Source organism: Cyclobacterium lianum (assembly GCF_900143075.1).
Classification (GTDB): Bacteria; Bacteroidota; Bacteroidia; order Cytophagales; family Cyclobacteriaceae; genus Cyclobacterium; species Cyclobacterium lianum.
Map to the genome: position 1 here is coordinate 433,514 of NZ_FRCY01000001.1, position 23,313 is coordinate 456,826.

Here is a 23,313-nt window from a genome sequence, read left to right on the forward strand (position 1 = left end):
CTATTGCAACTGGACCTGCAATATGCCCTGGAGCTGGTCGGGACTTATTTTTTTGCCATTTCAGGCGCACTGGCAGTGCAGGATAGGGAGCACGACTTGTTTGGTGCCGGGTTTACCGGTTTTATTACCGCTATAGGAGGGGGAAGCCTTAGGGACCTTCTCCTGGGGGCCTATCCATTGGTTTGGATTGGCAATGTTAACTTTTTGTATGCGATTTTCGCCGGGTTGATTACGACTTTTCTGTTTTCTTCTGCTGTGGCAAAGCTGAGAAAGACTTTTTTTCTATTTGACACCCTTGGTATCGCTTTTTTTACCATCCTGGGTGTGGAAAAATCATTGCTGCTGGGATTTCGACCTGAAATAGCTGCCATCATGGGGATGTTCAGTGCTGTAATGGGAGGTGTCATCAGGGATACACTTACCAACGTGATGCCCATTTTGTTCCGGAAGGAAATTTATGCGTCGGCCTGCCTGGCCGGTGCTGTGTTGTACTTGACCCTGGATTACTTCGGCTTGCAAAGAAATTTCAATTTGCTATCTTCCATCGCCCTCATCATTCTCATACGGCTCATCGCGGTAAGGTTTAAACTGAGCTTACCTACCTTAAATTGACCCGGAGAATGACAAAAGTGCGCTGGCAGAGGAGTAAATTTTCATAAGAATACCGTATATATTACAGTTCAAACTCAAATTTAATTCGTTTATGCTCATTAACATTTTTCCGGATAACGATGAACTCCACCGTGCTGTGTCCAAAGAGATCATTCAGCTGGTAAAAACCAAACCCGACAGCGTGTTGGGGTTATCTACAGGTAGTTCACCGGTAGATACCTATGCATTGCTTGTCGATGATTACAAGAAAAATAAAACAGATTACAGCAGTATCGTCACCTTTAATCTGGATGAATATGTCGGTCTGGACGCGCACCACGATCAAAGCTATCGTCACTTCATGAATTTCCATTTGTTTAATCACCTGAATATCCCGGCGGACCAGACACATGTGCCACTGGGTACAGGCGATCTGGACAATAATTGTCAGGAATACGAAGCGCTGATACAGGAAGCCGGGGGTATAGACCTTCAGTTGTTGGGGATTGGTACCAATGGCCATATAGGTTTCAATGAGCCGGGCACTTCATTCGAAAGCAGGACCCATGTGGCACCACTCCTGAAGGATACTATCGAAGCCAACAGCCGTTTTTTTGAAACCAGCGAAGAGGTGCCCACGAAGGCAGTGACCATGGGAATTAAAACCATCATGGAGGCCAGAAAGATCATTTTACTGGCATACGGCAGTCATAAAGCTGCAGCTGTAAGGGATATGGTAAACGGAGAAGTTTCGGAAGATTTACCTGCCAGTATCCTGCAAAAACATGAGCATGTAGCTTTATTTTTGGATGAGGAGGCTGCTTCGCTGCTGCAATAGTCTCTTCAAAAGATACTCAGATGAGTTGATCGAAGGAATTCAAAAGTAGAAAATTGCCTGGTACTGTTTTGTCATCGTTGTTGGCATGTGCACCAACAATGATGACAATACAGTAAAGTCATGTTCACGCCTCAAGTGTTTGCACTCCAGGTTTTCATTGTATCACTCTTTCAAAGGGATTAGTTGACCAACAATTGGATTCAGATCAGGAAGTAAAGGTACTGGTTGCCGAATCCGGGTTATGGTTGGGATTCAGGATGAGATTGCGGAGATAGACCTTGAAAACAGTGCCCTTCCCTACTTCGCTTTCTACGGTTATTCTGCCATCATTGGCCCGAATTTGTTCCCGCACCAGGTATAGTCCCAGGCCTTTGCCCTCCACATGATTGTGAAACCTCTGGTAGAGCCCAAAAATGCGGTCGCCATATCTGCTTAAGTCCAGGCCGATGCCATTGTCCTCAAAACGGATGACACAGTATTGCTGTTCTCTGTAGGTAGAAATCCAGACCTCCGGTGTCCTGTCCGGGTGTTTGTATTTGACCGCATTTGTCATGAAATTCATAAAAAAATTTTCCAGGTGAGCATAGACATAGTTCATCTCCTGCATTGCTGAAAAATCCTTGTGAATGCTTATCCCTGATTCTTTAAGTTGGTTAAAGAGGCTTTTTTCCACGTTATTGAGAAGCATTTTGAAATCTATCAGTTCTACTTTCGGGATTTTTTGTTTTTTGATCGACACCACCTCGATCAGGTCCTGAAGGGTGGCATCGAGCAGGCTGGTTGAGATCTTGAGGTTTTCGAGCACCTCCTTGTTTTCAGGATCCGCCGGGTCTTCCTCGTTAAAAAGGTCAATCAGGAGAGAAATATTGACAATTGGAGCCCGTAAGTTATGGGACACGATGTAGGCAAAACGTAAAAGCTCCTCATTGTGGGATTTCAAATCCTTGATCAGTTTCTCCCTTTCTGCCTCGAGTTTTTTCGCCTCAGTGATGTTTTGTTTTACCAAAAGTATGCGGTCTGTAGTGCCTGCATCATTTGTTAATGGTACCCCGATTTTAAGGAACTTCTGCTGATTGGCCTCAATTTCGTAGGAAACAGTTTTCCCCTTTAATATTCTCTTTAGATTTTTTTCTGTGAGCATTAGGTTGTCCCCCGAATATAGCTGCAGATGGTTGGTGCCAATAAGGCTTTTTGGGTCAATGCCGGACATCCTGTATTCCTCTCCATCAGTAAAAATGTAGTTGAAAGATTTATCCAGAACGTCAATTGTACCTCTCGGAAAATTTTCCGCAATACTCCTGTAAAGCTGTTCGGAGGCGATCAGCTTCTTCTCAGAATGTGTCCTGTCCGTGATATCGTCTACAAATACCACATAGGAGACCTTGTGCTTTCTCCCATATTGTATGCGGGTAAATGATATTTTTAGCTCTTTGTGGTCTGTTTTGGTAGGGAGTAGGTAATAAGCGGTGCTTTTTTTTGACTGGGCAAACCGGGTGATGACTTTCCTCAGACTTTCTTTTTTGCCATCTTTGAGCAATACGGTGTCCATCAACTGGTCCTTTTTTTTCAGATTGAAAACGGGGAGGGTTTTATTATTGATCAGAATAATTTCGAACTGGTGATTGACAGCGAAAATTGCATAGGCGGTACCATTAAGTATGGCATCGTGCATGAAATTGGTTTCCTGTAGTGCCGATTCAAACCGGTACCGGAGCAGTTCCTTACTGATCCAGTCTCCGAGGATACGAAATAATTCCCCGTAAAGAGGTTTATTAATAAGTGGTTTTTCGTTCAAAAAGCATAATGTGCCAATTTTTATCCGGTTTTTGTCAAACAGGTCCAGACGGATGAGGGCCGCTAGCCCATTTTTTATGAAAAATGTGCCGGAGCTGTAGAAGTCCGGATCGGAGCTGTCTTTTATCAAAAAGCTGGATTGCGGATCCAGTTCATAGAGCTGCGAATTGATAAATTTTGTCCATTTTGCAGATGAATTTTGTAATTTTTTGCCGTTTTTTCGAAGCGAAATCAATTCATAGTTATGATTTACCGGATTTATATGGGCAACCATACAATAGGTGAAGCCCAGTTTTTTATAGATCAACTGGGTGATCTCATCAAATAGTGTAAGCCCCTTAAAAAGTGACGATATCTCAGAGACTTCCTGAAGGGCCTGCTGTATATATTCTTTTTCCGAAAGATTTTGCAGTATGCCTTCCTTCTCCTTCAAGTGTTTCTGGGCCTTGTTGATGTCGGAGACGTCATTGAGTATTCCTACGAGAATGGTTTTTTTTGCGGCAATATTGTAGAATACTTTCAAACTATTCTTGAGGTGCAGGTATTCGCCCCGTTTATTTCTTACCCGGTAGGTGTAGGTGTAGGCATCCTTTTCGTATCGCTCTGCAAAAAACACATCCCGCACTTTATTCCGATCATCAGGATGAATGATTTCGAGCCAATCCCAAATCGAAAATCTTCTGAATCTGTTTTCCTGATAGCCAAGAAGCTCATTGATGGCACCTGACCATATCATTTCCCTATCTTCCTTCAGGTACTCAAAATATATGATGTCCAGAAAGCTATTTGTCAGGTACTTTGAATCCTCTTCAATCAGATTGGGAAAGCCGGCTCTTTCCGGATTTGTTTTAAGGCTGAGCAGGTGGTAGCCATTGTCGAGGGCCTGGTTGTCTAGCCGTAATATATCCAGATCCAGTACCAGCCCATTGATTCTGCCTTCACAGAGTTGTTTGAGCTTCCCCGGATCGGTAAACCGGTACTTATCGTTCAGGTACCGGCAGAATGCCTCCAGGTTTGAAGGGAAATAACCGGAAGGGTTAGAGACATCAGTATAAATTTGCTTGCGTATTGCCTGAACGATCCAACATGATTGTACCTGAGCCGGCCGGATGGGATCAATCGTTGCATTGACCAGATAACTACCGTCCTCTTGCGCCATGGTAAAGCCTTCGATCTTTACCCAGGTAAAAGAATTCTCATTGATAAAGAATGGTATTTCCAACACCTCGGCCCGGCCCAGATAGTCGTATATCGTTTGAAAAACTGGATTTTGTACTGTTGGGAAAACCTGGTCGAAAAAGTCTACCTGATAGGATCTTAAAGGGTCATCGAAAATTTTGAAGAATCCTTTTGATACATAGAGGGTCTCAAAATCCTTTTCACCTGTTTTTTTAAAAGTGAGTAGTAAATTGTTAAAAATCTTCTCAGGCATTTAGCGCATGGAATAGTTAGCTACTATTTTTAGACAAATATCTTAAATAAATAAGAAAAATTATATAAAAACCGTAAAATAGATATGATTATCAAAATTTTATATAGGAAGTTCATAAAATAACATGTATGAATAAAGCTTTACAATTGTTTTTCCAACAAAAAGGTAATTTTATGTAAGGTGCTTTGTTCCGGATCAGATGGATTGGTACGCAAGAGCTCCAGGGATATTACCTTTCCTTCTTCTGATCGCATCAATTCGGTGATCTCGGAAAGCTCCCAAAAGGCGGCAGGTATTTTGTTGATCGTGATGATCTCATCATAGACCTCTACACCCTGCCGGTGGGCAGGAGAATCCTCCCTTACCTGGCTGATGTAAAATCTCTTGTTTTCCGCAGAGTAGACCCTTACCATCAGTCCGCTCATATCATATTTGAATTCGTCGCTGAATTTTGCACCTTTTTTATAAAGCATTCGGTTCCGCGGGTAGTCCATGATGATTTTCATCCGGTTAAGTACATCTGAGCCCAAACTTCCCTGTCTTCCGGTTTCGATGATCACCTCAGAGAACTCGTTTTCCTCCGGGTAGGAAGTGATTACGTTTCTAAATTTCAGGCCCTGGATATTTAATCGTTTGATACGGGCCACATATCCAAAAAGATCACCGCCCAGTGATCGGCCCAGATCACTTTCCAGATTGTTTTCCGGAAGTACGATATCTTCGTCGGTTTCCATGTTCAACAGCAAGCCATGATTGGCCCCGGTATCTATGAGCAATTTGGCAGCTAAATCCGGTCCATTTATTTGGCGGATAGAAGTTTCTATGTAAGGCTTGTTTCCCTGAATGTCAATATCCATTTTCCGGAATCCAAATGGCCGCCATTTCAATGCGGACCGCCTGTAAAAAATCACGGTACTATTGTCATAGTCAATCTTAACAGGGTTGTTCTTAAAAAACTCATAGCCGATTACCCCATATACGGGTACGCCAATCACTTTTTCCAATTCCAGAAAATCTTCGTCCAGTACCAATATGGCCTGAAAAATGCCTTCCAAAGGGCCCAGATCAAAATGGTTGTTGGGCGATACGGATGCACTCAATACTGTTTTGCCGTCCGCACCCACCAGATTTAACTTTCTGGTGTATTGCATTTGCATGGAGTCGGCCAGCGTTTTGCTAAAAAAAATGTTTGATTTCACCCCCGTATCGAATAAAAAATTTACTTCTTTTCCCCCGTTTATGGACACCGGCATGATGATCAGGCTGTTGGAGTCGATAAAGGGCAGTTTGACCCTTCTTTTCTCTTCCTTCATGTAGAATCCGGGCACCTGGCCCTGAAGGGAAAAAGCAAAGAATATGGAAAGCAAAAATAGAAATAGGCTTTTGATGCTTGGGTGCATATATGCTTGATTCGAATTGGCAGGATTAATATATAAAATAAATTCCAGTACACAGACTTTAACACCTTTTCTTTATTGAAGTTTGAATTTTTTGAAATCCTTATTTAGAAAGGTTGGAAATTAGTGCGCCGCGCTCGCTTGCTGCAGCATTGGGTTTGAATAATCTAAAAAATACCGCATCTTTAATATTTAGAATGATAGCACCATGGCCGACAAGTCAATTATTGAAAAAGCAAAGAAAATATTCGAAAACTACCTAATTCGTCAAGGGAGCCGAAAGACTCCGGAGCGATTTTCCGTGATTGATGAACTGTATGCGCTGCCCCAGGATGAACACATTGATGTGGAGGGGCTCTTTTTAAAAATGCGAAACGGGGGCTATTCTATCAGTCGGGCCACAATCTACAATACCCTGGACCTGTTGGTGGAATGCGGACTGGCAGTCAAACATCAATTTAAGGACAAGGTAGCCTTGTACGAGCAGGCGCTCACTTACAAGCATCACGACCACTATGTGTGCAATCAGTGCCGAAAGATAAAGGAGTTTTCTGATCAGCGGATCAATCTCATCAAAGAAGCCATGGGTAAGGAATTTTCCTCCCATATCACCAGCCATTCTTTGGTTTTGTACGGTGACTGTGAGATTCCAGACTGTGAGAATTTACAGGTGATGTGACAACATTTGTGAAATAAGGCTGGCTATTTTCCGGAAAAAACCCGCTTGTATACAGGCCTGCGCATGGCGAATTGAAGATAGAGGACTGGGTACAAAAAAATATCCAGGATCCCATTTCCGCTGCTATAACTGATCTCATCCCTGATTTCAGATCGGTTTGCTGCAGTTTTCCTAATGATGTGTTTGTGTCTCCAGGATCTTAGGAAAAATGGAAGCTGTCTTCCTTCATCAATAAAATAAAAGGCCTCGCCATCTGTGTGGGCTTCCGTGATCTCACTTGTCCACTTCTGTTTAAACAGAAGAAAATTCAATTCCAAACTGACCAGATCGCCTTTTTCCGATCCGTCAAACCGCAACAGCTTTACCGGAGGAAAGGGAGGATTCAGCGCTTCAAAAAGTTCTTTGCCGAAGCCCTTCCTGACTTTCAGGTAGGGCTGATTTACTCGGGTGGAAAGATGTATATTCATCAGTCTCGGTTGGATCAAACCTGCTATTGCATTTCTTTCAGGTATTGGAAGAGATCACTATCTGAAGAAATGACCAGGTTGGTTTTTTCATCCAGTGAATTTTCCAGAGCCTCCATGGATCGCAAAAACCTGTATAGCGCAATCGATTGCTGATTTTTGTTATACGCCGAGGCATAAATGGCAGTGGCCTCTGCATCTGCTCTGCCCCGAATTTCCTCAGCCTGTCTTTTGGCTTCGGATTGGATTTGAGCCAGATCACGTTCTTTGTCCCCCTGTATTTTTCGCGCCTCTCCCTGGCCTTCAGATCGAAACTGATCGGCGATACGGTTTCTTTCACTGATCATCCTGTCGTACACACGGTCCCTGACTTCATCTACATAGTTCATCCGTTTAAAGCGAAAATCCAGAATTCTCACTCCCAGATCCGAGGTCCGCTCATTGGCTTTTTGCAGAACGATCTCTTCAATGGCTTCTCTGCCTACTTCGATGTCCTCCAGGACTTCCAGCTCCTCCATGAAATCTTCGGTTACTTCCGGGTCCCGGTTTGTAGACCTTACGATGTCCAGCAGATCATGACTAGCAATTGCATTTCTGGTTTCACCATCCAGTATATCGTCCAGTCTGGATTGAGCCGACCTCTCGTCTCTCAGCCGGATAAAAAACTGCAGCGGATCTGTGATTTCCCAGCGGGCGTAGGTATCGACAAAAATAAATTTCTTGTCTTTGGTAGGAACCTGGTTTTTGTCTCCGTCCCATTCCAGGTAACGTTTGTCAAAAAACTGTACCTTTTGAATGATTGGAATGACAAAGTTTACTCCGGGATCCGTCCGGGGCTCGCCAACGGGCTTACCAAATTGGGTGACGATGGCTTGCTCTGTTTCATCCAGGATAAAAACACTTTGCCCGAGCAGAATAAGACCAAGTACAACCAGTATGATATAAATTACTTTACTTTTTTGCATCAGATAGGGTATTGTTATGTAAACTTTCTAAAAGGGATTAAGGAGCTGGATTTGTTCCTGCCTTGTTGAGGTTAAGCAGCGGTAGTACGTTGCTTCCCTGCTCGTCTGTAATAATCTTGTTCCCGATTTTGGGAAGTACCTTTTCGAGCGTTTCCAGATAGAGTCTTTGTTTGGTGACTTCGGGTGCGAGTACGTAAGCTTCAAAGATCGAATTGAACCGTTCGGCTTCTCCCCTTGCCCCATTTACCCTGTTTAAAGCATAGGCTTCGGCCAGTTGTATGGTTTCTTCAGCTTCTCCTCTGGCCCGGGGTATTACCCGGTTGTAATCCGCCTCCGCCTGGTTGATCAGCGTTTCCCGCTCTTGCTGGGCCTCATTGACGGCATTGAAACTTGGTTTTACGGGTTCGGGAGGGTTGACATCCTGCAATACCACCTGATCAATCCGTATGCCGTTTTCATATTCATCACACATCTCCTGGAGCAATACTTCTACGCTGCTGGCAATTTCCTGCCGGCCCACGGTCAATACTTCATTTACAGTACGGTCACCTACGATTTTTCTCATGGCAGCCTCCGACATGTCATTCAAAGTCTTTTCGGCATTCCTTACCCTAAACAGGTAATTGTAAGAATTGACTATTCTGTACTGGACCACCCATTCCACATCTGTGAGGTTCAGGTCTCCGGTAAGCATCATGCTCTCGTCGCCATAGCCTGACTTAACATAATCTGACCTTGTCCCTGCACTACTGGTTCTAAATCCAAACTCTTGTTTGAGCTGCCGTTGCACTGGAATCTTATACATGGTTTCAGCAAAAGGGATGATAAAATTTAGTCCCGGCATCACAGTCCGGTTGTACTCTCCGAGCTGGATAACAACCCCCTCTTCTTCAGGACCGACGGTTTTTACGGAGGAAAAAACTAAAATGATAGCGACGATAACCAGAAGAATTCTCGATAAATACTTTTTTATCCAATCCGGGTTAATGTTGATTTCAAATTGGTTGTCTGACATAAGAGAGAAGAATTTTTGGCAATTTACAATTAATTGACCGCAATACAGCGGCAGGCAGCTGATCATTTGAACGCCATGCCTGGCCCGGGATCAAAACATCCAGAGGAACAACAGGAAAAGTATCAACCATACGGCATCCATAAATTTCCAGTATACCGAAAAAAGATCAAGCTTCATCTGCTCATAGGGATTTGCAAGGAGGATCAGGCTGCTCACCGGATCTTTTTCAGATTTTTGCAACTGGATTAACAATACAAATGCATAGATCAGGGCACCCGCCAGGTGAAACAAATGTATCCCACTCAACAAATAAAGAAAACTGCCGGAGGGAAGCCCCCGGAAATCAATTCCCATCCCCGCAAGTTCACGCCAACCTGTAAATTGCAGGGTAGAAAACAACAAGCCAAGGAACAAGGTAACTAACAGGTAACCCTTTGCTTTGGTAAGGTTGCTGTTGTTGTAATACGGGATGATCTTTCCGGCCGTAAAACTGCTGGAAATGATTACCATGCTGCTGATGATAAAGGATTTGGGTATCGTAAACTGACTATACCTGCCTGCCTCGGGTTGCGAAAGAATAAAAGCTGCCATCAAAAATAAGAAAATCAGCCCGCTGCCAAACATACCCAGGTACATGATGGTTCTGTAAGGGTGCAGGTTCTCGATTTTTTCAAACCAGTGCATGTTTTTTTCTTTTTGCATAGATCTACATTATCAACATTAGGAATTGAAATTTTGTTGATCGATTCGGGAATTACTTTTGGTATTTCTGTTGTTGCGTTCCAGACCAGGTAAGATTTGCCCCATATGTATGGGGAATTTAATAAATTGCGCCAATTATTTGAAGACCACTAAAGCGAGAATCAGTTGGATAGACAGTCATTTTTGTCCTTATACGAGGAAGATCCCTTTGTCAGAAACCTGGCATTGGAAATAAAATCAGGCAAACATCCCAGGCTGCAGGTAAAGGGGCTATCCGGTAGCATGGACGTACTGCTCATACAGGCGATGACCAAATTGGTAGGAGGATTTCATGTGCTCATAGGTTACGATAAAGAAGATGCCAACTATCTGGGCAGTGATTGGCAAGCCCTTACCGGAGAGGCACCCTATCTGTTTCCTGCAAGTTATAAAAAGCCCTACCACCATGAAGACATAGAAAATGCCAATGTGTTGATGCGGGCGGAGATTTTGAATAAGCTTTCGGAGGCACCCACCGAAGGCAAGCTGCTGGTCACTTCCCCGGAGGCGATATATGAAAAAGTAGTCAATAAAAAGAGCCTGAAGGAACATACTTTTTCGGTGGAAACTGGAGAGAAAGTAGACCTGGTATTTGTGGAAGAGCTGCTGCATACCTACGGTTTTGAGAAAGTCGATTTTGTGTACGAAGCAGGACAGTTTGCCGTAAGGGGCGGTATCATTGATGTGTTTTCCTATGCCAATGAGCTGCCGTTCCGGTTGGAACTTTTTGGGAAGGAGGTTGAAAGTATCCGCACATTTGATCCTGAGACGCAATTGTCGACCGGTGAAATTGACAGGATCAGTATACTGCCAAACATTCAGACCAAAATGAAACAAGAGGTCAGACAACCTGTAATGGACTTTTTTCCCCCGGACACCTACCTGTGGATCAAGGATTATAACAGTTGCCTGGCGGTTTTAAAGAGTCTTTTCACCAAAGCCGAAGGATACTTTTCGGATTCCGAAAGCGGGAGTGAAAGCGGCAATTCACTGCTGATGTCACCCGAAAGGCTGTTTTTGGATGCAGAGGAATTTGAAAATGGGATCGGCAACTTCACCCGGGTCGCGATAGGGCACAGGTTCGAATGGAAGGACGTACCTGAGGTTCAGTTTCAGGGCAAGCCGCAACCCTCATTCAACAAGCATTTTGACTTGCTGGTACAGAACCTGAATGAAAATGCAGCCGTGGGCATAAGCAACGTTATCTGCTCGGATAGTGAAAAGCAAGTCGGCAGGTTGCTGAATATTTTTTCAGAGTTGGACCCCACTTTGAATGTCCAGACCCTGCCCATCAGTCTTCGGGAGGGCTTCATCGACCAGGCCTTGAAACTGGCCTGTTACACAGACCATCAGATTTTTGAACGCTTTCACCGGTACAAGACCAGCAAGGTGCCTTCCAAATCCAAAGCACTTACCCTGAAGGAAATTAAGAGCCTGCATCCGGGAGATTTTGTGGTGCATGTAGACTATGGCATCGGGCGCTTTGCGGGCCTGGAAAAAGTGGATGTAAATGGGAAGTGGCAGGAAGCTATCCGGCTCGTGTTCAGAGACGATGACCTGCTGTATGTGAATATCCATGCACTGCATAAAATATCCAAATACAGCAGTCAGGAGGGTACCCTGCCCAGCATGTCCAAGCTGGGCTCGCCTGAATGGGAAAATAAAAAAAAGAGGGTCAAGAAGAAGGTGAAGGACATCGCAAAAGATCTGATCAATCTTTATTCCAAGCGAAAGACAGCACCTGGTCACCAGTTTTCCTCCGATAGCGTTTTACAAATTGAATTGGAAAGCTCCTTTATCTATGAAGATACCCCTGACCAGGCCATGGCAACTTCTGACGTGAAGGAAGATATGGAAAAACCTTACCCTATGGACCGCCTGGTATGTGGAGACGTGGGCTTTGGGAAGACCGAAGTCGCTGTCCGGGCAGTTTTTAAAGCTGTGAATGACCGCAAGCAAGTGGCTGTGCTGGTGCCCACCACCATTCTGGCCATGCAGCATTATCAGACTTTCAGGGAGCGGCTGAAGGATTTTCCGGTAGAAATTGAATATATCAACAGATTTCGTTCTGCCAAAGACACGAAAGAAATCACCAAAAAAGTGGCCTCAGGAGAAATCGATATACTGATAGGGACCCACAGGATCGTAAATAAAGACATCCGGTTCAGAGATCTGGGCCTACTGGTCATTGACGAAGAGCAAAAGTTTGGGGTGAAAGTGAAGGACCAGCTCAAGGAGCTGCGGGTAAATGTAGATGTACTCACCCTCACCGCGACTCCCATTCCCAGAACCCTTCACTTTTCATTGATGGGGGCCAGGGACCTGTCGGTCATCGCCACACCACCTCCAAACCGGCAGCCGGTAACCACCGAAATATATACCTTCAGGGAGGACATCATAAGGGACGCAGTGGCCAATGAATTGAGTCGCGGGGGCCAGGTATTTTTTGTTCACAACAGGGTAGGAGAAATTGACACTATTGCCAACCTGATCCTTAGGTTGGTCCCGGACGCGAAGGTCATAGGCGCTCATGGGCAGATGGATGGCAAAAAACTTGAGAAAATCATGGTAGATTTTATCGAAGGATCCTACGATGTGCTGGTGTCTACCAATATCATAGAGTCCGGACTAGACATTCCTAATGCCAATACGATCATCATCAACAGGGCACATATGTTTGGGATGAGCGACCTGCACCAGATGAGAGGCAGGGTCGGCCGCAGCAACAAAAAAGCGTACTGTTATCTGCTTACGCCTCCCACAGCCACCCTGAGTACCGAATCCAGGAAGCGGCTTCAGGCCCTGGAAGAGTTTTCCGACCTGGGCGATGGATTTAAAGTGGCCATGAGAGATCTGGATATCAGGGGGGCTGGTAATCTACTGGGTGCCGAGCAAAGTGGCTTTATATCGGATCTCGGATTTGAGATGTATCACAAAATCCTGGATGAAGCGGTGCAGGAACTGAAACAAACAGAATTTGCCGCCCTGTTCGAAGTAGACCTGAAGGAAAAAACCGCACCTTTGGTGCAGGATTGTGTGATCGAAACCGATATGGAATTGCTTATCCCTGAGAGCTACGTGAATAATATTTCAGAGCGGCTTAATCTGTATTCCAAACTGGACAACATTAAGGGAGAGGCTGAATTGGAAGCCTTTAAAAAAGAAATCCGGGACAGGTTTGGTCCTATACCAGATCGGGTACAGGCGCTGTTTGAAACAGTAGAGCTTCGCTGGATGGCGGAAAAGCTGGGCTTTGAAAAGCTGGTGCTTAAAAACGAACAAATGAAATGCTATTTCGTTTCTTCCAGAAAAGACGAATATTTCAGCTCTTCCTTGTTCATGAATATCATCAACTTTATTCAGTCCAAAGGACGCTTCTGTAAAATAAAAGAAGCCAAAGACCGTTTACTATTGGTAATCAAAGGGGTGGATAGTGTTCCCGCTGCCAAAAAATGGCTGCGTGATATGGGTGCCAATGGATGATTGGTAAATTATATGGGCCTATTTAATTTAGGGATAGAGACTTATCACGGGTAAAGCAAAAAAATCCATAAAAAATTTTAAAAAGTATTTAAATTTTTTATGGAACGAATAAATACTATGGCATGAAAATTAATGTATTATCTCACGGAATTTGGTTCGAATTAGCTCTCATGCCATTCCGGGTCAGTAAAAGATAATTGATATAATGTATTATTGATCATATATTAGCGTTTGAATAGGGCAAAACCAAAAAGTTGTCAGATATTTCCTGCAGGGGAGAATGCGATAAAAACGAAGTATTTCTTAATCAGGGAGTTTTCATTTGCCAGCTTTAGACAATGATAAAATTATGAAATTGGGGAACAAGAAATTTCAAATCGGTTTTTTTGCTGCGATTGCAGTTCTCGGCACCTTGCTATCTTCCTGTGGAAATCAGTCAGGAAGACGAACTGCCAGTGATCCGGGTGGATTTAGTGCCTCCACAGGTGCAAGGTATAGTTTTGACGAAGAGGATTCCACTTCCTTTCAGGTTTTCAGACTGCCCAGTGAAGTGGTCGGACCAAGGTTGGTTTTTATTCAGGGAGGAAGAGCAGTACTGGGCTCTCAGGAACAGGACATCATGGGCTTCCGGGACAATGTAGAACGAACGGTTACCATTGCTTCCTTCTACATGGATGAAACTGAAGTCACCAATGTGGATTACAAAGAGTTTCTTTTCAATATGGCCAAAAGGGACGGAGTAAGTGCCGATTCCATTCAAAAGCTGGAACCGAAAGAAGATGTTTGGGACGGAACCATGTCTTACAATGATGTGTATGCCACCTACTACTTCCGATACCCGGGTTTTAATTTCTATCCGGTCGCAGGGGTTAGCTGGACACAAGCCAATGCCTACAGTGAATGGCGGACTGCTTATGTAAACGAATTGGAAAGGCAAAAGAATGAGCTCGATTCGGCACTTACAAAAGACCAATTGATTGAGCGGGGATCCGTATTTCCCGATTACAGACTGCCCAATGAGGCGGAGTGGGAGTTTGCTGCCAAAGCCATGATAGGAACGCAATACATGGACGAAAACCAGGAAAATGGCCGTATCTACCCCTGGGACGGTCGGGGCCCCAGAAATCCTTATAATATCAAAAGAAAATCCCGCCAGGGAGATTTTCTTGCAAACTTCAAGAGAGGACGTGGTGACTATGCCGGTATACCCGGTAGCGTCTCTAATGACGGAGAAATCATTCCAACCAACGTCTATGATTTCCCGGCAAACGATTTTGGGCTTTACAACATGGCCGGCAACATGAACGAATGGGTGCAGGATGTCTACCGGCCCCTATCCTTTCAGGATTTTGATGACCTGAACCCGTTGCGAAAGGATGGTGTGTATGATGAAGAAGATACGTACAACACCACCCTGATCGACGACAATTACCGGGTCTACAAGGGAGGTTCATGGAGAGATGTAGCCTATTGGCTGGCACCAGGTACCAGAAGGTTTATGCATCAGGACTCAGCCTCTAACCATATCGGCTTCCGGTGTGCCATGATTGCTGTTGGCGGCAAAGATCGCTGATCACACATAAAAATTTTGAAAATAAGAAAGGGGTCGATCACCCCTTTTTTTTTATGCTCACTTTTTTTCAATTCACAAAATTAAAAATGCATTTGAAAAGCGGCCTGAGGATAATGCCCGATTTTATTATAAAATCCTGATTTTAAGCTTATTTTTGTAGGGTTATTTATTTAAACTTAGGGATTTGTATGAAGCGGGCATTATTTTTAGTTTCTCTCGGGCTAATCCTGTGCCAGGAGAGTTTCGGGCAAAGCTGGAGAAGAGTAGGAGACTGGGGAAATGATTTTTCAAGCATCCAATGGGTCAATGAAAATGTAGGATTCATTTCGGGTGAAAATATTTTTTTAAAGTCAATTGACGGCGGATTAAGCTGGGTCGAAAAAAAATCACCGAGCCGGGGAATAATTGTCGATATGTCTTTTTTTGACGAACAAAGAGGACTGTTGCTGGGCGATCAGGGCGTAATATTCCGTACCCTAAACGGAGGAGAAAGCTGGACCAGCTATGTCCATCCCGGCAATATCATTTGGAAAAAAATTCATCATCTGAGCAGGGAGCTAATTGTGGTGGTGGGAGAGGGTGGCAATATCATCAGATCTAATGATGGCGGCTTGAGTTGGGAGCAAGCCAACAGCAGGACTAGTGCAGCTATCAACGATGTACATTTTATAAATGATACCCTCGGATTTGCGGTTTCATCAGATGCAGAGTGGCTGAGGTCGGTCAATGCTGGTCGTGATTGGGAAGTACACAGCACCGGCTTTGACATGAGCTTAAACGGCATTTTCTTTACCAGCGATTCTACCGGCTATGCTGTAGGAAATCTTGGTTCCATCATCAAGACAGAGGACGCGGGTCAGAGTTGGCAATTTATCAATAGTGGTATCGATACCGACCTTACTGCTGTGGTATTTCATCCCACATTGCCATTGACCGGCCTTATCAGTGGTAAAGATGGCACCATGTTGCGAACAGATAATGGTGGTCTGACTTTCGTTGCCACCAATGCACGAACGGGACAGGACCTAAAATCCGCAGCTTTCAGACCGGGCACCAACAATGTACTTGCAGTAGGTAATAGTGGGAATTTGATATCGTCCAATAATTCCGGCGCGAGCTGGGCCATACGCCTGGCAGGACGAGCCAATGATTATACCGCGGTACAATTCACTACCGATCTCCGGGGTTACCTGACCGGCGAGCGGGGGCTGATTTTGCTAACCGGCAATGGTGGTAATTCCTTCGTCGATCGTTCCAGGCCGATATCACTCGCTTTTAATTCCCTGTTTTTCGTTTCGAACGGAGCCGGATATGTCTCAGGTGTCAACGGAAATATCATCAGTACCACCAACTCGGGCGCCAACTGGACTACATTGAATCCAGGGACCATCAGGGATGTTAACAGCTTGTATTTTTTTGATTTCAACAGGGGCTTTGCGGTAGGTGAAGGAGGATTGATCAGTAAAACTACCAACAGGGGGGTGAACTGGGAGACCATTCCTGCAGGCATGAACCAAACAGACTTTCACGACATATTCTTTTTCAACGAAAACGATGGACTGGTGATTGGCGATCAGGGAACGGTGCTTTCTTCCGGCAATGGCGGAGAGGACTGGCAACAGCAAAGCGTGAATAGTACGGCAAAATTATCAGCCATCGCCTCTCTGGACGAATCGACTGCCATAATTGTAGGGGCATCGGGTACGGTTTTTAAAACCAGCGACAGGGGTCAATCCTGGACACGGATACAGACTGCCTACAACCAGAATTTCACTGATGTGGATTTTTTAGACGAATCGGTAGGCTTTATTACCGGAGATGCGGGCCTGATATTGCGGACTTTCGATGCAGGGGAGACCTGGGAATTGCTGCCTACCGGTACTTTTCAGAATTTCACCGGTCTGAGTTTTGGCGACTTGAATGTAGGCTATGCTGCAGGAGAGAATGGCATATTCTACCAATATACCTGCCAGGTACCGCTGGACATTGCAACCATCTTTGGAGAGGACAATATTTGTCTCAGTCAGCAGATCTATACCATTCAGGATTTGGACGAGGAGGGGACAAGCTATGAATGGAGGGTTGATGGAGGCACCATCATTGAAGGACAGGGTAGCACCCGGCTGGTGGTGCGCTGGGATAGGCCCGGAAGAAATGCCGTACTGGTAAGGGGACAAAACAACTGTGGCAATGGGAATACTACAGCTATGGAAGTAATTGTTTCTGAAGAGCCCGGCAGCACTACTGAGATTCAGGGAGAGGGAGTGGTATGTGTCAATACCCTCGAAGAATATTTTGTTGACTCCATTCCCGGAACGGAGTATTTCTGGGAAGCAACGGGAGGTGTGGTGAGGTCCGGTCAGGGAACGGCAAAAATTACCCTGGAATGGACCAATCTGAGTGACCAGTCCGTATCGGTTTCGACCACCAACCCCTGCGGACAAGGACCAACCACCGGGAAAGCCATACGGGTGATCACCATTCCCGGGCAGCCTTCGGCCATACAGGGGCCCGACAGGGTGGGTTTTCAGGAAGCTGACTACGAAGTAGATGTTCTCCGTGATATCAACTACCAGTGGACTGTGGAAGGAGGAGAGATCATCAGCGGACAGGGCACTGGTGCGGTCAGGGTAAACTGGACCGACGAAGGTGATCATGATCTCGTGGTTACTCCAATGAATGCCTGCAATCAGGGGCCTAGCCAGACGCTATCGGTGAATGTCAACCTGATCACTGCTCTGCCAGAGGAACCGGATGATGCGCATATCCGAATTTTTCCGAGCCCTTCATTCGGAGACATAGATATCAGTCTGGACGGACTGCCTTCCCTGCGTCAATTGGAGATCTACAATGCAAAGGGGCAAAGGATCAGGGATATTCCTACCCGGGAGGGGCAGTTTATCTATTCGGTAAAAGGGCTGCCAAAAGGACTTCAGCTACTGATTTTCCGGACAAGAAATGCGGAATACCGACGAAAAATTATTGTATTCTAGCTGTCTACTCCCCCTTCTTTCATTTTAGCGGCATTTTCCGCAAAACGAAGGGCACTGATAAATTCTTCAATATTGCCTTCCATTACTTCGGGCAGGTTATAGACGGTTTTGTTGATCCGGTGATCGGTCACGCGACTTTGGGGATAATTGTAGGTCCGGATCTTATCGGATCGGTCTCCGCTTCCTACCATGGATTTTCTCTGGGCACCTACGGTTTCATTGTGTTTTGCCAGCTCAATTTCATAAATCCTGGACCGCAATACTTTAAGCGCTTTTTCAAAGTTTTTGATCTGCGATTTCTGATCCTGGCAGGTGACCACCAGGCCCGTAGGTTCATGAGTAAGCCTTACAGCAGAATAGGTAGTGTTTACCGACTGCCCACCCGGACCTGAAGAACAATAGGTGTCTTTCCGCACATCGTTCATATCGATCTGCACATCGACCTCTTCCATTTCCGGCAATACCGCCACCGTGGCAGCAGAGGTATGTACCCTTCCCTGTGTTTCGGTGGCAGGGACGCGCTGCACCCTGTGTACGCCGGATTCATATTTCAACATGCCGTACACATCTGCTCCGGATACGGAACTGATGATTTCCTTGTAGCCTCCGGAGGTGCCAAAGGTGAGGTCCAGGACGGTAAGGTTCCAGTTTTGCTTCTCACAGAATTTTTCATACATCCTGAAAAGATCTCCTGCAAAAATAGCCGCCTCGTCTCCCCCGGTACCGCTACGAATTTCCAGTATGCAGTCCTTCGAATCGTTCGGGTCTTTGGGAATGAGCATTTTTTTGAGTTCCTCTTCTATATCCTCCTTTCTGATTTTCAATTCCTCCCATTCGATTTTGGCCATTTCCCTGAACTCAGGATCTTTTTCCTTTTCCAGAAGGGCTTTGGTACTACTCAGGTTGTCCAAAATCAAGCGATATTCATCGTAGACCTTGACCACTTTTTCCAGATCCTTGTATTCCTTGGAAAGCTTGGTATATTTTCCCATGTCCGACATGGCATCGGGCTGAATGATCAACTGCGATACTTCTTCAAATCTTTCTTTTATGGCTTCCAGTTTATCCTGCATGTTGTCTCTCTATTTGCAAGGCAAAATTAAGCAATATTGTTGATGAATTCCTGAGGAAAGGGTGATAATGGCTGCGATCTGGCGCAGGAATGATTTTGGTCAGCTTTTGAACTTTTCTGAAGTATGGTCAGTATCTTTAGATAGACAACCCAACAGTTAAGCAAATGAAAAAGTTAACACCTATTATACCCCTGCTCATCTTTACACAATTATTAGCTGCTTGCGGGGACAACAAAAAAATCGACCGTGGTGTGGTGGAGGAGGTGAATAAAGCCAATGAGGTCAAGAAGGTCTCAGACGCGGAGATCACTGCATTTGCCATCAAATGGGGTGATGAGATCAGCCAGGAAGCTCAGACAGCACTCATCGGTACCTTGCAAAATGCGATCGGCGACAAGGGGATTACCGGGGCTATTGATTTCTGCCAGACTCAGGCCCTTCCCATCACCCGGGAGGTGGCCGAAAAGCATGGTGTCAGCATTAGGAGGGTATCTCTGAAAAACAGAAATCCCGTAAATAGCCCCAATGATATGGAAAAAACCCTCCTGGAAGCCTATGCTTTCAATATCGAAAATGATATAGAAATCCGGCCCAATATCCAGAAAATCAACGACGGAGAGGTATTGTTATACACCCGGGCCATTACTATCCCCGGAGCCCTATGCCTCAATTGCCACGGGGAACCAGGGAAGGAAGTCAATGAGCCCACCCTGGAGAAGATCAAGGCTCAATACCCGGAAGACAAGGCCCTTGGGTACAAGGCGGGTGAGTTGCGGGGTATGTGGAGCATTTCCTTGCCCAAAAAAGAAGTGGTGAAAAACATGTAGACACAGATTACTTTCCTGCGGAAGCTGCTTTTTGGCTTTTACTTTTATATTTGCACTCACATTTAGTCAGCGTGGGAAGGTGTTTTCCTTTCTTTTACGCTTTATTCAAATAGGTATGAAGAAATTATACGCCATCTTCAGCTTTATGCTGCTGCATGTCACCCTTTTGGCACAAACACAAAGCCCCGCAGAATTTTTAGGCTATGAGCTGGGAGAACGATTTACACCCCATCACAAGGTAGTCTCCTATTATCAACATGTCGCCTCCAATAACGACAACGTGGTATTACAAATCTACGGGAAGACCAATGAATTGCGACCACTGATGGTGGCCTTTGTCTCTTCTAGGGAAAATATCGATCGCCTGGAAACCATAAGGACGGATAACCTGAAGCGAGCTGGCCTGATGGAGGGCAGTCCGGAACTTTCCATTCCCGTGCATTGGATGAGCTACAATGTGCATGGCAATGAAGCAGTTTCGTCGGAAGCTACCATGATGACACTTTTTGCCCTTGTGGATCCTGACAATACCAAAACAAAGGATTGGCTTACCAATACTCTCGTAGTACTGGATCCCTGTATAAACCCTGACGGGCAGGAAAGGTATGTCAACTGGTATCAGCAAAAAATGAATCAGGTACTTCAGCCCGACCTGCAATCCATCGAGCACAGAGAACCCTGGCCGGGAGGCAGACCGAACCATTATCTTTTCGATTTGAACAGAGACTGGGCCTGGCAGACCCAGGTGGAAACCCGGCAGAGGCTGGCCCTATACAATGACTGGCTGCCGCAGGTTCATCTGGATTTTCATGAGCAGGGGATCAACTCCCCCTACTACTTTGCACCCGCAGCGGAACCCCTTCACCTACAGCTGACGGACTTCCAGCAGGAATATCAGGAGATTTTCGGCAGGAATACTGCGGCTTATTTCGACCAGAACGATTGGTTTTATTTCACCAAAGAAAGGTTTGACCTGCTATATCCCAGCTACGGAGACACCTATCCCATGTACAATGGGGCCATAGGCATGACCATAGAGCAGGGGGGCTCGGGCAGGGCCGGCATAGCTGGTTATGATGCCCAGGGAGATACAATCACGCTTAAGGACAGGATCATCCACCACCACACCACCGGCATTTCTGCCATTGAGACTACTTCCTCCATTGCCGGCAGGGTTTTGGAGGCCTACGAGCAATATTTTACCGAAAGCAGTAGCAACCCATCCGGTACGTACCAAAGCTTTGTCATCAAGGGAAGCAACCCGCCGGACAAGGTCAGGGCCCTGCTGGATCTGCTGGACAAAAACGGTATCCGCTACGGCCTAAGTGGGAAGAATGAAAACCTAAACGGTTTTTCCTATCAAAGCGGGAGCTCGGGCCGGCAGATGCTGGAAAAAGATGATATTGTCATTAACGCTTTTCAGCCAAAATCGGTACTGACCCAGGTGCTGTTCGAACCCGAACCGGTACTGAATGACAGCATTACGTATGACATTACCTCCTGGGCACTGCCTTATGCCTACGGTCTGGAGGCTTTTGCATTGGAGAGCCGCCTGGATGCCGGTATGCCTTATGAAGAGGATGGTTTTGTGCCCAATCAACCGGACGAAGAAACACTGGCTTATATCGCGCCCTGGAATGCGACGCTTCATGTAAAATATCTCGCCGCCCTGCTGCAGGAAGGTATCAGGGTGAGGTACAACGAATACCCCTTTGAGGTGGGAGGAAGCAGTTACCCTACCGGTTCGCTGATCATCACCCGGGGAGGTAATGCCTACGTTTCGGACTTTCACCAGAAGGTAACCGATTTGGCCAATGTTTTTAATATCAATTTGGGCAAAACTCAAACCGGGTATATGGACAGCGGGAAAGATTTCGGGTCTTCTCACGTAAGGATTATTCGCAAACCCTCCATTGCCCTTGTAGGAGGCGAAGGGGTGTCATCACTGAATTTTGGGGAAATCTGGCATTTTCTGGATAGCGAGCTAAAGTACCCGGTCGTCATTCTTGAGCAAGGTCAATTGAATGGATCTGTGTTGCAGGATTATGATGTACTGATTCTTCCCTCCGGAGATTACAAAGAGGAATTACACCCTATTTTGACAGACTGGGTCGCGGCCGGCGGTAAGCTCATTGCGATGGAAGATGCTTTGGCTTTGTTTGCGGATAGGGAGGAAGGCCTGCTTCAGACCTATGCCGGTGAGGAGGAAAAGGAAAGGCTGGAAAGTGTGATAGCCAAAGGTTCTGAAGGGGATAAAACGGCACCTTTTCTGGAAAAAGAGCGGCTGGAGATTTCCAATTATGCATCAGGAGCCATCTATGAGGTAAAAATGGATAGCTCTCATCCCCTAGGCTACGGCAGTAGTGGTAAATTTTATACGCTAAAAAATAATTCGCGTCGGTATGCTTTAATACAGGACGGGATCAATGCCGGCTACATCTACGGCTCGGAAAACCACCGTACAGGATTTATAGGTTATAGAATAAAACCATTAATGGCCAATTCTATGATTTTTGGCGTGGAGCCGAGGGGGAGCGGCCAATTGGTCTATATGGTAGACAATCCCATGTTCCGGAGTTTCTGGGAGGCAGGGAAGTTGGTTTTTGCCAATGCCCTGTTTTTTTCAATGAATTAATTTTGAAAAAGGGGTTATGGTTTTCAGATCAAGGCTGTTTTTTATGGGGTATTTGTTTATCTTTCTAAGAAAATACCTTTCCGGCCATGAGCGAGCTTGTTCCTAACCAAACCGAAACCTTTCGTTGCCCCTGGTGTCTGGGTTTTGAAGATTACATCCGGTACCACGATGAAGAGTGGGGTGTGCCGGTGTACAGTGACCGCAAACATTTTGAGTTTCTGGTGCTGGAAAGTGCCCAGGCAGGATTGAGCTGGGCTACCATCCTGAAAAAGAGGGAGGGATACATGCGGGCCTTCGAGGATTTTGATTACCAGAAAGTAGCCGATTTCACTGAGGAAGAGATAGAAAGACTGATTGGGAATCCGGACATTGTGAGAAACCGGTTAAAAATCCAGGCTGCGGTCAACAATGCCCGAAAATTTATAGGCATACAGGAACATTACGGAACATTTACCGACTATATCTGGGGCTTTGTAGATGGAAAACCCCTGCAAAATGAGTGGAAAAGCATGTCTGCCGTTCCCGCGGCTACCGAGCTTTCCAACCAGATAGCGCGTGACCTGAAGCAAAAGGGGTTTAAATTTCTGGGAAGTACCATCGTGTATTCCCATATGCAGGCAACAGGAATCGTTAACGACCACCTGGTACAGTGCCACCGACACCAGGAAGTGAAGCGCATGGCCATGTATTAGTTAGTTAGATTGATGAAAGCGGTCCAAACCTATTTCTTTTTTTTCATTTGGGAGCAGGTACCAATATGGTGTATGTGGATGAGGAAAATGAGCTGATCATTGTCAGCCGCTGGATTAAGAA

At 45.6% G+C, this 23,313-nt stretch carries 16 protein-coding genes; 9 read left to right on the top strand and 7 right to left on the bottom strand.

The annotated features are described in order from the left end of the window. Positions 1-9: 9 nt before the first annotated feature. Positions 10-612, top strand: coding sequence for a trimeric intracellular cation channel family protein (locus BUB19_RS01755; protein ID WP_073091494.1), 603 nt, complete (start codon positions 10-12; stop codon positions 610-612). 91 nt (positions 613-703) lie between these two features. Continuing rightward, positions 704-1,429, top strand: coding sequence for a glucosamine-6-phosphate deaminase (gene nagB, locus BUB19_RS01760; RefSeq protein WP_073090770.1), 726 nt, complete (start codon positions 704-706; stop codon positions 1,427-1,429). Between the two features lie 205 nt (positions 1,430-1,634). On the opposite strand, the gene BUB19_RS01765 is transcribed toward nagB, so the two are convergent. Together BUB19_RS01765 and BUB19_RS01770 are read right to left on the bottom strand one after the other, a co-directional pair. Next, positions 1,635-4,655 (bottom strand): PAS domain S-box protein, encoded by a 3,021-nt coding sequence (locus tag BUB19_RS01765; RefSeq protein ID WP_073090773.1) that lies wholly within the window; start codon positions 4,653-4,655, stop codon positions 1,635-1,637. Positions 4,656-4,795: 140 nt separating this feature from the next. Beyond that, a complete protein-coding gene (locus BUB19_RS01770) occupies positions 4,796-6,055 on the bottom strand; it encodes an aspartyl protease family protein (protein WP_073090776.1) in 1,260 nt (419 codons plus the stop codon). A 205-nt stretch (positions 6,056-6,260) separates the two neighbouring features. On the opposite strand from BUB19_RS01770, the gene BUB19_RS01775 reads away from it, so the two are divergent. Beyond that, positions 6,261-6,731, top strand: a complete 471-nt coding sequence (locus BUB19_RS01775; RefSeq protein ID WP_073090779.1) for a Fur family transcriptional regulator — start codon at positions 6,261-6,263, stop codon at positions 6,729-6,731. 23 nt (positions 6,732-6,754) lie between these two features. Here the strand turns inward: BUB19_RS01775 and BUB19_RS01780 are convergent, their stop codons facing one another. The 4 genes from BUB19_RS01780 to BUB19_RS01795 form a co-directional block, all read right to left on the bottom strand. Further along, positions 6,755-7,198: an SRPBCC family protein gene (locus BUB19_RS01780; protein ID WP_073090782.1), complete on the bottom strand. Its 444-nt coding sequence runs from the start codon at positions 7,196-7,198 to the stop codon at positions 6,755-6,757. 23 nt (positions 7,199-7,221) lie between these two features. After that, a complete protein-coding gene (hflC, locus tag BUB19_RS01785; protein WP_073090784.1) occupies positions 7,222-8,160 on the bottom strand; it encodes a protease modulator HflC in 939 nt (312 codons plus the stop codon). A gap of 37 nt (positions 8,161-8,197) precedes the next feature. Continuing rightward, entirely contained in the window at positions 8,198-9,175 is a 978-nt protein-coding gene (gene hflK, locus BUB19_RS01790; protein WP_073090787.1) for an FtsH protease activity modulator HflK, read from the bottom strand. A gap of 90 nt (positions 9,176-9,265) precedes the next feature. Next, positions 9,266-9,877 carry a cytochrome c oxidase subunit 3 family protein gene (locus BUB19_RS01795; protein WP_073090790.1) on the bottom strand — a complete coding sequence of 204 codons (612 nt, stop codon included), beginning with the start codon at positions 9,875-9,877 and terminating at the stop codon, positions 9,266-9,268. Positions 9,878-10,042: 165 nt separating this feature from the next. On the opposite strand from BUB19_RS01795, the gene mfd reads away from it, so the two are divergent. From mfd to BUB19_RS01810, 3 genes are all read left to right on the top strand, one after another. Continuing rightward, the gene (mfd, locus tag BUB19_RS01800; RefSeq protein ID WP_073090793.1) at positions 10,043-13,399 is read left to right on the top strand and encodes a transcription-repair coupling factor; all 3,357 of its coding nucleotides are present in this window, start codon (positions 10,043-10,045) and stop codon (positions 13,397-13,399) included. A gap of 349 nt (positions 13,400-13,748) precedes the next feature. After that, positions 13,749-14,972, top strand: coding sequence for a gliding motility lipoprotein GldJ (gene gldJ / locus BUB19_RS01805; protein WP_073090797.1), 1,224 nt, complete (start codon positions 13,749-13,751; stop codon positions 14,970-14,972). Positions 14,973-15,160: 188 nt separating this feature from the next. Next, positions 15,161-17,965 carry a YCF48-related protein gene (locus BUB19_RS01810; RefSeq protein WP_073090800.1) on the top strand — a complete coding sequence of 935 codons (2,805 nt, stop codon included), beginning with the start codon at positions 15,161-15,163 and terminating at the stop codon, positions 17,963-17,965. Here the strand turns inward: BUB19_RS01810 and prfA are convergent. Further along, positions 17,962-19,038 (bottom strand): peptide chain release factor 1, encoded by a 1,077-nt coding sequence (gene prfA / locus BUB19_RS01815; RefSeq protein WP_073090803.1) that lies wholly within the window; start codon positions 19,036-19,038, stop codon positions 17,962-17,964. The genes BUB19_RS01810 and prfA overlap by 4 nt on opposite strands. A 164-nt stretch (positions 19,039-19,202) precedes the next feature. Here prfA and BUB19_RS01820 point away from each other — a divergent pair, with 164 nt between their 5' ends. The 3 genes from BUB19_RS01820 to BUB19_RS01830 all read left to right on the top strand — a co-directional run bounded on the left by BUB19_RS01820 (position 19,203) and on the right by BUB19_RS01830 (position 23,192). Continuing rightward, the gene (locus BUB19_RS01820; RefSeq protein WP_073090806.1) at positions 19,203-19,865 is read left to right on the top strand and encodes a Tll0287-like domain-containing protein; all 663 of its coding nucleotides are present in this window, start codon (positions 19,203-19,205) and stop codon (positions 19,863-19,865) included. A 115-nt stretch (positions 19,866-19,980) separates the two neighbouring features. Next, positions 19,981-22,500 carry a M14 family zinc carboxypeptidase gene (locus BUB19_RS01825; protein ID WP_073090809.1) on the top strand — a complete coding sequence of 840 codons (2,520 nt, stop codon included), beginning with the start codon at positions 19,981-19,983 and terminating at the stop codon, positions 22,498-22,500. Positions 22,501-22,586: 86 nt separating this feature from the next. Further along, positions 22,587-23,192 carry a DNA-3-methyladenine glycosylase I gene (locus BUB19_RS01830; protein ID WP_073090816.1) on the top strand — a complete coding sequence of 202 codons (606 nt, stop codon included), beginning with the start codon at positions 22,587-22,589 and terminating at the stop codon, positions 23,190-23,192. Positions 23,193-23,313 lie beyond the last annotated feature (121 nt).